14 protein-coding genes are annotated in these 15,212 nt (G+C 37.9%); 5 read left to right on the plus strand and 9 right to left on the minus strand.

Features of this window, described 5'->3' with window-relative positions; genetic code table 11:
• Nucleotides 1-26 precede the first annotated feature (26 nt).
• Nucleotides 27-281: a hypothetical protein gene (locus B7C41_RS16850; protein WP_085300121.1), complete on the plus strand. Its 255-nt coding sequence runs from the start codon at nucleotides 27-29 to the stop codon at nucleotides 279-281.
• A 56-nt stretch (nucleotides 282-337) separates the two neighbouring features.
• On the opposite strand, the gene B7C41_RS16855 is transcribed toward B7C41_RS16850, so the two are convergent.
• From B7C41_RS16855 to B7C41_RS16865, 3 genes are all read right to left on the minus strand, one after another.
• Nucleotides 338-817 carry a hypothetical protein gene (locus B7C41_RS16855; RefSeq protein ID WP_085300122.1) on the minus strand — a complete coding sequence of 160 codons (480 nt, stop codon included), beginning with the start codon at nucleotides 815-817 and terminating at the stop codon, nucleotides 338-340.
• Nucleotides 818-832: 15 nt separating this feature from the next.
• On the minus strand, nucleotides 833-2,665 hold the full coding sequence (locus tag B7C41_RS16860) for a nucleotidyl cyclase domain-containing protein (protein WP_085300123.1): 1,833 nt from the start codon (nucleotides 2,663-2,665) through the stop codon (nucleotides 833-835).
• Between the two features lie 208 nt (nucleotides 2,666-2,873).
• Nucleotides 2,874-4,658, minus strand: coding sequence for a DUF885 domain-containing protein (locus B7C41_RS16865; protein ID WP_085300124.1), 1,785 nt, complete (start codon nucleotides 4,656-4,658; stop codon nucleotides 2,874-2,876).
• Nucleotides 4,659-4,926: 268 nt separating this feature from the next.
• On the opposite strand from B7C41_RS16865, the gene B7C41_RS16870 reads away from it, so the two are divergent.
• Nucleotides 4,927-5,940 (plus strand): GGDEF domain-containing protein, encoded by a 1,014-nt coding sequence (locus B7C41_RS16870; RefSeq protein WP_085300125.1) that lies wholly within the window; start codon nucleotides 4,927-4,929, stop codon nucleotides 5,938-5,940.
• 49 nt (nucleotides 5,941-5,989) lie between these two features.
• On the opposite strand, the gene B7C41_RS16875 is transcribed toward B7C41_RS16870, so the two are convergent.
• Nucleotides 5,990-6,469, minus strand: a complete 480-nt coding sequence (locus B7C41_RS16875) for a DUF523 domain-containing protein (RefSeq protein ID WP_085300126.1) — start codon at nucleotides 6,467-6,469, stop codon at nucleotides 5,990-5,992.
• A 12-nt stretch (nucleotides 6,470-6,481) separates the two neighbouring features.
• Nucleotides 6,482-6,796: a DUF3630 family protein gene (locus B7C41_RS16880; protein WP_085300127.1), complete on the minus strand. Its 315-nt coding sequence runs from the start codon at nucleotides 6,794-6,796 to the stop codon at nucleotides 6,482-6,484.
• A 179-nt stretch (nucleotides 6,797-6,975) separates the two neighbouring features.
• Between B7C41_RS16880 and B7C41_RS16885 the strand changes: the two genes are divergently transcribed.
• On the plus strand, nucleotides 6,976-7,275 hold the full coding sequence (locus B7C41_RS16885) for a c-type cytochrome (protein WP_085300128.1): 300 nt from the start codon (nucleotides 6,976-6,978) through the stop codon (nucleotides 7,273-7,275).
• Nucleotides 7,276-7,416: 141 nt separating this feature from the next.
• Here the strand turns inward: B7C41_RS16885 and recQ are convergent, their stop codons facing one another.
• On the minus strand, nucleotides 7,417-9,216 hold the full coding sequence (gene recQ / locus B7C41_RS16890; protein ID WP_143764441.1) for a DNA helicase RecQ: 1,800 nt from the start codon (nucleotides 9,214-9,216) through the stop codon (nucleotides 7,417-7,419).
• Between the two features lie 128 nt (nucleotides 9,217-9,344).
• Here recQ and B7C41_RS16895 point away from each other — a divergent pair, with 128 nt between their 5' ends.
• Entirely contained in the window at nucleotides 9,345-9,800 is a 456-nt protein-coding gene (locus B7C41_RS16895; RefSeq protein ID WP_085300129.1) for a thioesterase family protein, read from the plus strand.
• Between the two features lie 98 nt (nucleotides 9,801-9,898).
• On the plus strand, nucleotides 9,899-10,810 hold the full coding sequence (gene rarD / locus B7C41_RS16900) for an EamA family transporter RarD (protein WP_085300130.1): 912 nt from the start codon (nucleotides 9,899-9,901) through the stop codon (nucleotides 10,808-10,810).
• 74 nt (nucleotides 10,811-10,884) lie between these two features.
• Here rarD and B7C41_RS16905 read toward each other — a convergent pair whose 3' ends face one another.
• The 3 genes from B7C41_RS16905 to B7C41_RS16915 form a co-directional block, all read right to left on the minus strand.
• Nucleotides 10,885-12,147 carry a diguanylate cyclase gene (locus tag B7C41_RS16905; RefSeq protein ID WP_085300131.1) on the minus strand — a complete coding sequence of 421 codons (1,263 nt, stop codon included), beginning with the start codon at nucleotides 12,145-12,147 and terminating at the stop codon, nucleotides 10,885-10,887.
• 27 nt (nucleotides 12,148-12,174) lie between these two features.
• Entirely contained in the window at nucleotides 12,175-14,346 is a 2,172-nt protein-coding gene (uvrD, locus tag B7C41_RS16910) for a DNA helicase II (protein ID WP_085300132.1), read from the minus strand.
• Between the two features lie 139 nt (nucleotides 14,347-14,485).
• Complete coding sequence (locus B7C41_RS16915) at nucleotides 14,486-15,211, minus strand: HAD-IA family hydrolase (RefSeq protein ID WP_085300133.1); 726 nt, start codon at nucleotides 15,209-15,211, stop codon at nucleotides 14,486-14,488.
• Nucleotide 15,212: the final 1 nt, after the last annotated feature.

Genomic DNA, 15,212 nt, shown 5'->3' on the forward strand with positions numbered 1-15,212 from the left:
CATTAAAATATCAAAAAGAGATTATTGTGCCGGCAGTTCTTGAGCGAGAAGTATTACTAGAAAGACGTCAATATATATCAGAACAATCAAATTTATGGGATAAGTTATCACTTGCTCAAAAGTTTGCTTCTAGTAGCTTAACTCAATTTGGCTATGATTTAGCTTTCATTCGTAGTAGTAAGTTAGGTAACATCGCGGTGTTGCAGTGTGATAATAATGCAGCAACCATCACCAAAGATGGTGAAATTAACACCTCGCCAAATATATCTATTCGACCTTAAGCAAGCACCCGTTTAGGGGACTAGAATAACTGCTAGCAGTTTTTAAGCTACAGTCCTTACTTTTTCTTATCTATTTGCAGTAGAGCATCTACAAGAAGAATACAACCGTTAATATTATTGCTCGACCAGGCACGCTTAATTTCTGTATTTGATTGAGTGATATGATTCGAAAATGCTTTATAAGAGTCTTTTTGGTAACCCTCATAAACTTTTTTTACTGCCGACTGCAATTTTCCTTTGGCACGAATACTATCGCTAAAAATTACTGCATAGTTATTAATCATGGGGGAGATCAACTCAAGCACCCTAGTATCTAAACTTTCTTTATCCTTTAAATACAGTAATTTCTGCTTGGCTATTTCCTCATAACGCTGGGCAATAATTGCCACAGAGTCTAAGTAAACTTTATTTTCTTTCTTGGTATTCGAAACTTCCCTTTTCATCAGAATTATTTCACGTTGTAAGCTCTCTGCTTTAAAAAAAAAGTACACACTTACCGCAACAAACATTGCAATAACAGCAAAAATAAAAATCATTCCTCTAACCTTTTACTACTCAACGGATTTCGCATCAATACTATCACTTAAACGCGAAAGAAAAACATATGGATCAATATCTTGAATATTGGGGGAAGCAATTGAAAACCTTACCTTGACTGAATAATCACCTAAATTAGCAAAAAACCGAGTATTAATTGCTAATTTAATACGTGTCAACTTAATCAACATTTCTTCAGTATCCTGATACGGGCACAAAAATAAATACTCACCAACACTTAGTTCACCAGAAAAGTCCTCTTCCTCAAGGTTTTCATTAACGATAATCGCGATTGCTTGATAAACATCGGTCAATATTTTTGCATTAAAATGAAAATTCAATTCTTGCCAATTATCCACCACCAAGTAAGCAACCGAAATGCCATATTGATACTTACGTGCCATCTTATATTGTTGTTGATACCATTGTTTAGTTTTTACTGGCGCGGCTAAGCGATTTTTGGGTAATTCTATCGCATCATAACCCTGATATAATTGGTTGCGGTAACCTCTAATATATCTAAAAACGAATAATGCCCCGACAATACTAAGCAAAATTAATAATAAGGTAATCAACACTGTTTGACGGTAATACTTTTCATCAAACTTTAAGCGTAACGTGCTTTGTTCTGCCAAATTTAGTGCCAAATCTTGGCTTTTATTACTTGCTTCTGAAGCAGTAACCTGCATGGCATTAACTCCAGAATTAAAGGCTTGATATAATTCAATATAGCGTCGCTGTACTTTAATGACCTGCTCAAAATTATTATTTGACTGGTAATGCCTCGCCAGCAATAAATATAATTCTATTTGTTCGGATGTTAAAACGATATTTGTTGCTATATTTTCTGCCGAGAGTAACAACAAAGTAGCTTGTTCTAGTTCATTTAATGCGTAATGTACTTTTGCTAAAACTATTTGTGTGGAAAGTTTAGTACGCGATAAATTATAGCGATCAAAAATAGCAAGTGCCGTATTCAAATGAACTTTAGATTGAATAAAATTCTGCTGCTGATATAACACTTTTCCTAAACCAAGTTCCGCATTCGAAGCACGAATATTTAGACCGTACTTCGAAGACAACTGCTTCGACTGCCAATAAGCATGAAAAGCATTATCGTATTGTTGCTGTTGGTAATATGTCTTTGCAAGTAAATGGTAAGTTCTTGCTATACCTTTCATTTTTGACATTTCAACACGTAGTTTTAATACTTGGTTCAATAATTCCGTTGCATTGCTATATTCTGCTAAATAAAAGTGCGCTTCAGCAATAATTTCCAATAATACAATCTGCTCAACACGATGTTGATTTTGGCTAAGTAAATACTCAACATTACTCAATTCACTTACCGCCAAAGCATAGTCAGCGCTTAACGCGTAAGCTACCACTGCATAAGCACTCGCTTGCAAATGATAATTCATATTACCCGCTTGCTCTGCTAACCATGAGGTTTCTTGTGAAATATCCCTAAGCTCATTATATTTCCCTTGGGAATAGTAGCCGCGTGCTACCTTCAATAGTAAATCAAGCTTGATTGTGATCTTAATATTTTCAATATCACGACCAAAGTGAGCAAACTGCAGCGCAGCAATTAGATCACCACGATTAAAAGCAATATCAGATAACAAAGAGAATGCCTTAGCAACCATATCATCACTATAGCTCTTCCTATTATGAACAATAGCCTGAGCAACCTTAACAACGTCCTGATAAAGTAACGACTCTTTGTCTTGTGAATAGTAACTATTCAGTGCTTTTCGATAGTTATCGTTATCATCTTGCACTTTGGCTTGGCTTGTAAAAACAGTAAAATAACTCAACAAAATATACAAAAACACTCGTATCATTTAGCAAAAACTTCCGTGTTGCACATTAAATTTATCGACCTTTTTAAATTCAATTAAAATATAACAATGAATTGTTATAGCCATTACTGCTTTTATCGAGTATTTCACATGTCGGTGGGGCTGCCAAGTTTAGATATAATAAAGGGTTATCCTCGTTGTTCAGTTCCTCACCATAGTATCCAGAACTTTGCGCGTCCTTCTCTGTCGTTTAATACTTTATCGTTTTGACATTCTGCTGCAAAGCTTTACGCTCGTTGATATATTCAGTGACAATAACTTCCAACATAGAAAGTGGCATAGAACCATTCTTTAAAATCTGATCATGAAAGTCTCTCAAATCAAATGCTTTAGCCAAATCAATTTCAGCTTTTTTGCGCAAGCGTTTAATCGTTAATTCACCAACTTTGTATGACAAAGCTTGGCCCGGCCAAGAAATATAGCGATCAATTTCTGTTTTAACATTATGCAATGATAACGCCGTGTTATTTGCAAGGAAGTCCATTGCTTGTTCACGACTCCAACCTCTAGCATGCATTCCCGTATCGACAACGAGTCGACTTGCACGCCACATTTCATAAGTAAGGCGACCAAAATCACTATACGGATTTTGATAAAAGCCAGCTTCGATACCTAAATACTCTGAATATAATCCCCAACCTTCGCCAAAAGCCGAAATATAGGTACTATTTCTAAATTTTGGTACATCTTCCATTTCGCGCGCTATAGAACCTTGCAAATGATGACCAGGCACAGCTTCATGTAAAGTTAATGCTTCAAGAACATACAACGGACGACGATCTAAACGGTAAGTATTGACCCAGTAATTACCCGGTTGATCATCTCTCGATGGTCCAGAATACCTGCCCGTAGTATACTTAGGTGCAATATTAGCAGGGACCTCAATAACACCATACGGGGTTCTAGGTAAGGTTTTAAAGAGTTTAGGTAATTGAGCATCCATCTTTTTTGCAATAAATGACGCTTCTTTTAATAATCCTTCAGGGCTTGTAGCGTAAAACTGTTTATCTGTACGTAAAAATTGAACAAAATCGGCAAAGCTACCATCAAAACCTACTTGTTCAATAATTTTTTGCATTTCAAAGCGAATGCGCTTTACTTCAGCTAGGCCTGTTTGATGTACTTGCTCAACAGTCATTGGCAATGTGGTGTAATGATGTAATCTATTTAAATAATATTGCTCGCCATTGGGTAATGACGTTGCGGCAATATCGATCCTTGCATTCGGCTGATAGCGCTGCACCATATAGTCATAATATTTTTGATAACTAGGCATAACCGATTGCAAAATTGTTTTAGCAGCTTCGGCTCTCAGCTCTAATTGCAAAGATTTAGTGAAGTGGCTTGGCATAACAACAAAAGGTTGATAATAAGTACTTTTGGTCGCATCCGTTTTTATAAATGCTTGAATTGACTTCTCAAAGCCTGCTAAGACTATTTTAGGTTGAGTAATTCCCTCTTTAATACCTTTATCCATCCATGCCATTTGCTGAGAAAAGTATCGCGGCAGAGCCGACAAACGAGTTAAGTAATCACGATAGTTTTGTACGGTTTTAAAACTTACCTGTTGATTAATACGGCTGATCCAAACATGAAAGCCAGATTCTGCCGTTAATGGCATATAGTGTTCTTTATTGAGGTAGCTATCGAGTTGATTTTTAATGGTATAAGACAGTACAGAGTAGTTAATGAGTGCTTGTCGATCTAAAGTTTTGCTGTCTATGGCAATTAAACGTTGATATATCAGAGCTAATTTTTGATATTGCTGTTTAAGATTACTCGGCGATAAATCAGGTAGCTGCCCATTGGTTTCACCGGCGACATCCTGATTAAACGGACTTTGATTATCTTTGAAAATTTGATAAGCATCAATTACCTGTCCGAGCTCTACATGTTCAATCTGTATTTGGCTTTGATGTGACTGACAAGCCATTAAGAAAAACGACATCATCACTGTTGAGAGAAATACTTTCATTTAAATTCCAAAGGTAACAAAACTACTTATATACAAGACTCTTGAAAATAAAAATGTTGCAAATAGTTTAAGTATATATCGCGATTTACCATAACAAAATCGCACAATTTATAAAATGATTATTAAAATCTCACTTTATAGGGATATATTTACAAGTAAACAAGCCTTTCATCATAATTTAAGTGATTTTACTATGGCACTTTCGTCCAATTTACTGGAGAATGCCTAATCCAATAAATCAACAGAACAGGTTTAAAAGGTTGGAATAGTGAAGTACCGTGATTCCATAGTACAAGCCGAAAAAAAAATGCACGCCGCCATAAAACAATTGCAGTTATGGCATATCCCAGCGACGCCAATTAATTATTCAGTCAGCTATGACTATGTCAACAAGACCTCAAAAGCGCTTAATCATGCCATTGAAAAGCAACTATCTTCAGGCATAAAACTGGATAATTTTTTTTTAGAAGAGCTTTATCGTCAATATGTTTTGGGACAAAGTGCCCTCACTGCTGAATTAATTGATAATTTGGATGATCTGCTTGTAGATTTGCATGACAATAATAAAAAATCTGCTCATTGTGCCGAACAATTAGTCAATCAACTTGACGATAACATTAGCCATTTAGTCTCTACTGACAAACATGAAGTTTTCACCGCAATCAAGCAGATACGCCAAGCAACACAGCAGTTTAAAATAGAACAACAACATATTGCTGAACAGTTACGTACTTCACAACAATCAACTGACGCGCTAATAACTGAGCTCGATGATGTCAAAAAAGAAATATACTTAGATCCATTGACGGGCTTATACAATCGTAAAGCTATGGCTAAGCATCTTGATATCTGGCTGTCAAAGGATCCCAATAAACATGTGGCAGCAATTATTGTCAATATTGATCATTTTTCAAAAATACATAGCCAGTTTGGGCAATTAATTAGCGATGTATTACTAACAAAGGTTGCTAATAAAATTAGCAGCTATGTCGGCGAAAGTGGCCTTCCTGTGAGATCAGCAGGTGATGAATTCGTAATTCTGCTACCGGATATCGAACGAAATGTCGCCGGAGAGATTGCAGAAAAAATTAGGCAAGGTGTTGAAAAATTAAAGTTTATTAGTAGTAAGTCTGGCACCCGTTTACCACAAATGACCTTAAGTATTGGTGTCAGTGATTACAATGTTACTACAAGTGCCCATTCCATCATCACAAAAACACGACAATTAATTGATAATATAGCAAAGAACATTACAAATCATGTTCACATTGCTGACGCATAACAGTATTACTTCAGGCTATCATGATGTACTTTCGATATCATAGCTAATACTACGTCGAAGCAATGGTGGCAAGCTCTAAACATAAAGCGGCCATTGTTTTCTCTGAATATACCTTTATACCATTTGCTGTTAGCAACCTTGTTGTTATCCCTTGTCCGGGTATCTTGCTTTGCTTAAATGAACCATCATAAATCGTTGAGCTACCACAGGATGGACTAGACTCTTTTAGCAATGCATAACGGATGCCATGCAATTGGCACACTCGTAAAGCTTCATTAGCGCCACGCTGAAATGCCACGGTGACATCACCACCAGTGTTGGTAACGACTTGAATGCCATCGTCATTATGGCACTTAATCTCAGCCGGCGCTCTCGGGGTAAGCAGACCCCCAGCTAATTCAGGACAAATAACAACTAAACGTTGTTCTTGCTGCCAACGTTGAATAAAGTTTTCAGTGAGTAAGTTATCTTTACCGTCGTAGCGTACTTTGTTGCCTAAAAAGCAGCTACTAATCAATATTTTTTCCAAGCTAATCTCCTCTTAACCGTTCTGTAATATAGCTTCTTTAAGCGCTAACAAGCCAGGCAAGTCTTGTTTGCTGGCACATTCAAACCAACATGAATGACTGTACTCTTCAAAATTTAACAAAAGTTCAGTATTTTTAAATTGTAAACGTATGCAATGTAGATCAGCGCCTTGAACACTTTCAATTACCTTAGCTGATGCTAACATCACTAATTTTTCACCTAGACCAACACTATCTTCCATCGACCAATCTAATGTAAATTTTACTTGTAATACGTTAGTACCAATCGATTCTATAGAGGCTATTTCAGCTAAGTTTAAATTTTTCATGACTAAATTATATTCCTATATTTGATATTTTATTGGCTAAAACTTGAGCTAGCGCAACAAAGTACAAGATAATTTTACCTGCTGACACGACATAAAAAAAAGCAAGGACAATTGATTACTTTTTACATATAATCAAGCAAGGATCCTTTAAAATTATTTATCAAAGAGAGATAATATTTATGAAAAAACTTACTTTAGCAGTTGCTGCTACTGTTATGATGGCTTCACCAGTATTCGCTGGCGACGCTGCGGCAGGTAAAGCTAAAACAGGCATGTGTGCAGCATGTCACGGCGCTGCAGGTATTTCTGCTGTTCCTATGTATCCTAACCTTGCTGGCCAAAAAGAAGCTTATCTTGCTAAGCAATTAAAAGATTTTAAATCGGGCAACCGTAAAGATCCAGTAATGGCGCCAATGGCTATGGCACTATCTGAAGAAGATGTTGCAAACATTGCAGCATACTACGCGAGCCTTAAGTAACACCAATATGTTTTTCACAAAAATGTGATGCATACCGTACTTTTTGTACATCGCCACTCTTTCACATCCATGTGATCGTGGCATACAGTTCGTCCTGAACATAAAAAAGCGCTCATTAGCGCTTTTTTTGTCTCTGCTATTCTACTGCAAATGCAGCTTAATTAGTGATAAAAATGGCTCCCCATAACGAGCAAGCTTAGTGTCTCCAATGCCACTTACATTAAGCATTTGTGATGAAGTGACTGGTTGCACACGCGCTAGCTCAGCTAAAGTTGCATCATTAAAAACAATAAAAGGAGCAATGTCTTCAAGTTGAGCAATTTCTTTTCGTAATGATCTGAGCTTAGAAAATAGCGCTCTATCGTAAACCTTACCTTGTTTATTACGCTGCCAGTAACTGGCTTTTTGCAAACGCGGTGCAGCTAACATCAATGGCTCTTGAGCTTTTAAAACCGTGCCTGATGCTTGTGTTAAACATAAATTAGACTGTGCAGCGATATCCTGTTGCAAATAGCCTAAGTGGATCAGCTGTCTAATAATAGAAAACCAATAGCCCGGTGTTTTATCTTTACCAATACCAAAGGTCGAAACTTTATCATGTGCTAATTGACGAATTTTTTCATTATTGTCAGCTCTTAATACTGCAATAACATGTTCAATATCACCACTTTGCTCTATGCGATAAACACATGACAGTACTTTCTGAGCAGCTTCTGTTGCGTCAAACTGACTAGGCGGATCCAAACAAATATCACAATTGCCACAACCTTGCTCAGTAAATTCAGCAAAATAACTTAAGACAACACGACGTCGGCAAGTTTGCGCATCAACAAAACCACGCAATGCTTGAAAACGTTGCATTTCAACATTAACCCTTTCTTCATTTTCCCCTTCGGAAATACGCTTACTAATGCGCTCAACATCTTTACTATCGTGTAAAAATAGTGCTTCCGCAGGCATGCCATCTCGACCTGCTCGACCAATTTCCTGATAATAAGACTCTAACGTTCTTGGTGGTTCGTAATGAATAACATAACGGACATTCGATTTATTGATCCCAAGACCAAATGCAACCGTTGCTACCACTACTTGTACATCATCTTTAGCGAATTTATCTTGAATAATATTGCGAATTTCAGATTCTAAACCAGCATGGTAAGCGGCACAATTAACCCCTGAGTTTGCTAACGATTTAGATAGTTTTTCTACTTGCCAACGGCTATTACAATAAATAATGCCACATTCATCTTTACGCTTTTTGATGTAACCCAAAATTTGTTGTTCGCCTTGATATTTTTCCGCCAAGGTAAAACGAATATTTGGTCGGTCAAAGCTATCAAGATGAATATAAGGGTCGTGCAAAGCCAGTTGCTGCAAAATATCTCTACGAGTTGTTACGTCGGCTGTTGCCGTTAACGCCATCACAGGCACATTGGGAAAGTTTTGCTTAAGCGTATGTAATTGGGTGTATGCAGGTCTAAAGTCATGACCCCATTGTGAAATACAATGTGCTTCATCAATAGCAAAAAGGCTAACAGTTAGCTGTGACAAGCCTTGCAGAAAATAGTAATTTTTTAATCGCTCAGGGGCAACATATAATAGCTTAATTTTGCCTTGGCCTAAGCGCTTAAAAATATCATTGATGGTGTCACTATCAAGCGATGAATTAACATAAGCTGCTGATATTCCCTGTCGTATCAAACCATCAACTTGATCTTTCATTAAGGCGATTAATGGCGAAACAACAATAGTGACTCCCGACATCATTGTTGCGGGAAGCTGATAGCACATAGACTTACCACCACCTGTTGGCATCAAAACCAAACTATCGCGACCTTGTAGAGCCTGTTGAATGATTTCTTCTTGGCCTGAACGAAAAGCTTGATAACCAAAATGGTGCTTAAGGGCTTCGGTTAATATCGTAGGGGAAATAGCTTGCAACAGACAATCTTCGGTAAGGGAAATCAGTCGATATTTTACCTCAGTCAACGCATAGTGCAGAGAATTATTTTCAATATATCACTAAATATTGCTATTCTTTAATCTCATCCGACCAGAAAGGGAATATCATGACGCAAGAAGAATCATTTCATCAAATTGCTCAGTTTTGGAATCAAGCTATGCCTTTTAACAAACTGCTGGGATTAGAAATAACGCAATTTGACGCGCAGGAGTCAGTAGTAAATATTGCGTGGCACGACAAGCTTATTGGGAATCCAGAGCAAAAAATTCTTCATGGCGGCGTTACCGCATCAGCACTTGACCTTGCGGGTGGTGTTGTCGCAGCCGCAAATATATTAAGTCAATTACCTGAATTATCACCTGAAATTATTGCACAAAGTTTAAGCCGTTTGAGCACTATAGATTTACGAACAGATTTTTTACGCCCTGGACGTGGCAAGTTATTTATCGCAACTGCAAAAATTATTCGTAGTGGTAATAAAGTCGCGGTAGCACGAATGGAAATGCATAATGAGCAAGGTGATCACATTGCCTTTGGCACTGGAACTTATATGGTAGGTTAAATAGCCGTTAGGAGTACTCGCTTATTGAATTTGTTGTTTACACTATTGGTGATATCATTACATTTCCTTAAAAATAATTATCAACAAGTACAAAATCCATGCCTACAACCCAACAAACTGCCTTACGTGGCGGTATTATTAGCGCGGTTAGTGCCTATACCATGTGGGGTATTGCGCCGCTATACTTTAAATTAATTCAACATATTAGTGCCGATGAAATCCTAGTACATCGTGTGGTTTGGTCTACGTTGTTGTTGCTAATTGTCGTTTTACTTTCAAATAAGTGGCAGGGGTTTATCAAGGTTGCTACGCAACCGAAAATGGTATTACGCCTGACTATTTCAGCAAGCTTTTTAGCAGTGAACTGGTTTATGTTTATTTGGGCGGTCAATAATAATCACTTACTTGACGCTAGTTTGGGCTATTATATTAATCCATTATTAAGTGTTGCTTTAGGCGTAATATTTCTCGGCGAGCGCTTACGGCCTTGGCAAATATTCGCTGTTGGCTTAGCGTTTGTAGGTGTAGTTATTCAGTTAGTGATGATCGGTTCTTTGCCTATGATTTCTTTGGCATTGGCCGGTACTTTCGGAATTTACGGTTTGCTGCGTAAACAAATGCATATTGACTCATTTGTTGGCTTACTTATTGAGTCGCTAATGATGTTACCTATTGCATTGGTTTATTGGCTGCTATTTTTGGAAACTAGCACCAGTAACATACTTTTGAATGGATGGTCGTTAAACACCACATTAATTTGTGCAGGCATTGTCACAACAGCACCATTGTTATGCTTTACTGCTGCTGCGAAGCGCATGACCTTAACAGCATTGGGTTTTTTCCAATACATTGGCCCAAGTATCATGTTTGTATTAGCTACTTTTTACTATCAGGAGCCGCTTTACTTTGCCAAACTACTCACATTTGCTTGTATTTGGGCTGCATTAGCAATATTTAGTTTCGATTCAATTAAAGCTCGAAGAAGTACCAAGAAAATAGCAATAAATTAAGCCTGTAGGCAAATAAAAAGAGTGTCTACCTAGACACTCTTATATTCAAGATGAACGACCCTAGTTTCACTAGGCTATGACTCTTCTAGTGCGCCAACAATACTAACCTGATTGCGGCCATTTTCTTTTGCATAGTACAAAGCACCGTCAGCTAAACTCATTTGCTTGCCTAGCGGCTCCTCGCTATTAAAAATCACCCCTAAACTAACAGAGAAGCTTATCTGTTCTTGTCCAAATGCTATTTGTGCTACAGAAATTTCACGGCGAAAGTCATCTAAACGATTATACAATTGGTCTTCATCTAAACCTGAGCATAATATTGTAAACTCCTCGCCTCCCATGCGAGCGATTAAGCCGGAGCCAAAATGTTTGCGCATATAGAGTGCAAACACTTTCAAAATATGATCGCCGGCATCATGACCATAGGTGTCATTAACCCCTTTAAAAAAGTCAATATCTAACATAGCCAAAGCATAAGGTGTTTTATTACTGGTATATTCTGCAATACTGGTTTCTGCATCACGAAGAAAAGCCCGTCGATTGGGTAAATCAGTTAAATAATCAGTATTAGCCGCTTTTTGAATTTGTTCGATATTATTCAAACTTTCAATATTTTGCATAATTCGACAATAGAATTCTTCCGGGCAAAATGGCTTTCTTAAAAAATCATCTGCACCATTCTTGATAAAGCGGGCTGAATGCACACCATTACTTGCGCCTGAAATACCAATAATGGCTAGTTGATCTCGACTATAAAGCTTACGAATTTCATTAGTAAGCTCAATACCATCCATCACCGGCATTTCAAGATCAGTAATAATCATTTTTATATCACTGTGCTGCTTTAATACATCTAAGGCAAGTTGACCATTTTCAGCAGTATAAACATTAAAGTTACGACGTTTTAGTAGCTCAACAACATGATTACGGGCCGATAAAGAATCATCAACAACCAAAATACCGTTGCCTTGATTAGTTAACTGGCAATGTAAAATTCGTTTCAAATATAAAAATGCTTGGCTGTTTTCTTTCGGGATATAATCAATAACCGGTTGCGATAGTATTTTCTGTCGTGTCACTTCATCCATCTTGCCCGTCATTACCACACTAGGAATACCACGAGATAAAACACTGGCAATTGCTTCGCCATCATTGGCGTCAGGCAAAGCATAATCAATGGTTGCGGCAAAGAAATCTCTTTCATTACCTTGTAGTATTGCCTCGACTTCTGCCAAGCTTTTAGCCACAGTAACTTGATAATCAAGCGCCTCAGCAATTTGTTTAATAACACGAGCTATTGGGCGACTGTCTTCCACCACTAATAATTTCTTTGACATAATTAACCCCACTTCCTCGTAATTGACTTATAACGCTTCTAAGTTAGCATAGGCAACAACCAGCCATTTACTACCAACATCGAAAAAATTTACTTGAATACGGCTTTGCGCACCACTACCTTCATAGTTTAATACTACACCTTCACCGAACTTTTTGTGTCGAACATTTTGCCCCAATTTAAAACCAGTACTTTCAAATGTTTCCAATGTGATCGTCGAGGCAAAACGCCCTGTAGTCTTTGGTCGGCTCACTTGGTTCTGCATGCGAATCTCTTCGGTATTCTCATCCGGTAATTCTCTTAAAAATCGACTAGGCTTATGATATTTTTCTTGGCCATATAAACGACGGCTTTCCGCATGACACAAATATAGTTTTTGCATGGCTCGAGTCATACCAACGTAACATAATCGACGCTCTTCTTCTAAGCGACTAATGTCTTCAACTGATTGCTGGGAAGGAAACATACCTTCTTCTAAACCAGCAATAAACACTAAAGGAAATTCTAAGCCTTTTGCCGAATGCATGGTCATCAACTGTACAGCAGCTTCGTAATCATCGGCTTGCGATTCACCAGACTCCAGCGCAGCATGAGTTAAAAACGCTGTCAGTTTGCTTTGTTCTTCTAGCTCAGGGTCAATTTCAAACGTTTGGCAGGCTGTCACTAATTCATTTAAGTTTTCTATACGGGCTTCAGCTCGCTCGCCTTTTTCCGCTTGATACATTGCTTTCAAACCAGTGTGCTGAATAATGTAATTCGCTTGCTGATCTAAATTTAAATTACATGAATCATCTTCAAGTTGATCAATCAAATGAACAAACTGCTGAATAACCTTAGCACTACGACCTTTTAGCTCTTCATTTTTTATCATATGCTGACATGCTTGCCATAAAGTACATTCCATACTGCGCGCGGCATCACGTACTAAACTAAGGCTTTGATTACCAATACCACGTGCAGGAGTATTAATAATACGCTCAAATGCTGCATCATCATCACGATTATTTAATATCCGTAAGTACGCCAACGCATCTTTAATTTCTTGGCGTTCAAAGAATTTCAGGCCACCGTAAATTCGGTAAGGTAATTGCGCTTGAATTAACGCTTCTTCCATCAAACGTGATTGTGCATTACTACGATACAAAATGGCAACATCATCCAATGAGCCACTATTTTTTCGCCAATCAGTAATACGACCGGCAATAAAGCGTGCTTCATCTATTTCATTAAACGCCGTATAAACAGATATTTTTTCGCCAGCATCACCTTCGGTCCACAAATCTTTACCTAGACGATTGTTATTGTTGTTAATCAATTGATTGGCAGCATTCAGAATATTAGCGGTTGAGCGATAATTTTGCTCAAGTTTAATGGTTTTCGCACCATCAAAATCATTTAAAAACCGCTGAATATTTTCAATTTTTGCACCACGCCAGCCATAAATAGACTGATCATCATCACCAACAATCATCACATTGCCACTTTTCTGACCTAGCAAGTTTAACCAAGCATATTGAATCGCGTTAGTATCTTGAAACTCATCAACTAAAACATGAGAAAAACGCTGTTGATAGTGTTGTAATAACTCTGGATTATTTAACCAAAGTTCGTGAGCTCGCAGTAACAATTCAGCAAAATCAACTAAACCTGAACGGTCACAAGTATCTTGATAGACGCGATAAACTTTAACAAAAGTTTCTTCGGTCACATCGTGCTGAGTATCTATATGCTGCGGACGTAAACCTTCGTCTTTTTTGCCATTGATATACCAAAGGAATTGTTTTGCTGGCCAGCGCTTTTCATCAAGCTCTAGTGAGCGGACGATACGCTTTACCATACGGAGTTGGTCATCAGAATCTAGCACTTGGAAGCTTTGTGGCAATTTCGCTTCTTGAAAATGCATGCGTAATAAGCGGTGCGCTAAACCATGGAAAGTACCAACCCACATACCGTGAACATTACCATCAACAGTTTGTTCAACACGAGCGCGCATTTCAGCCGCTGCTTTATTAGTAAAAGTTACCGCGAGAATGCTGTGGGGAGATGCTTGCTCGACTTTCATTAACCAAGCAATTCGCTGTACTAGAACACGTGTTTTACCACTGCCAGCACCTGCAAGTACCAGCATGTTTTGTAAAGGCGCAGCAACAACATCGCGTTGCTTATCGTTTAACGAGTCGAGTAATTCAGAAACATCCATAGAAAGGCAAAAAGTAATAACAAAAATATGACGATATCATAGCAAGTTCAGTACTTTTTTAATAACGCTAATGAAGATTTTATTGTAGTTAAAAATAGAATCATAAACACCACAACCGAGGTTAAAAGGTAACGAGAGACTAACGCACAATACTAGCGAGTTGCTCAACATCATCAAGTGCTAACGTCGGTAAAACGGTTAACGGCTTACCGACATGATATTGATTGAGCCAAGCCGTTTGACAGCCGGCATTAATACCGCCTAAAACATCATTTTTACCGCAATCTCCCACATGCAAGAGTTCTACAGGTTTAATGTTTAAAGCCAAACAGGTTTTATTAAACATATCAGGATCAGGCTTTAAGCGATTATCGATAGAGGCGTGAAAGTGATGACTAAAATACTTTGAAATACCTATTTTGTCAGTATCAACATTACCGTTAGTAATTGCTACTAATGGCCTTTTACTTTTAAGATAAGCAAGAAAGTCATGAGTGTGCTGAGGCAAAGAAAAGTTACTGCGTTGCTGAACAAAATAAGCCAGGGCCGAATTAGCAAACTCTTCTGCGGCCACACTATCAAGGCCTAATGCCAATGCGCCGAGCAAATAACTTTTTTGTCTCAACAAACCGACGTCATGTTTTAACAGTGGCCATTGAGCAATAGCCTGCTGGCGAAAAGGAAACCAATAACGAAAGTTAAATGATATTTTAGTGGTATCAACAGCATAATCAGTCAACACCCGAGTAAAATAGCCCATCATCTTCTTATCGGTGGCCTGCATAATCGGATGATTACTATACAGCGTATCGTCTAAATCAAAGCTGATTGCGTGAAATGGTAATAAACGACGATGAAATCTCATT

The sequence above is a fragment of the Cognaticolwellia mytili genome (assembly GCF_002104475.1).
Taxonomy (GTDB): Bacteria; Pseudomonadota; Gammaproteobacteria; order Enterobacterales; family Alteromonadaceae; genus Cognaticolwellia; species Cognaticolwellia mytili.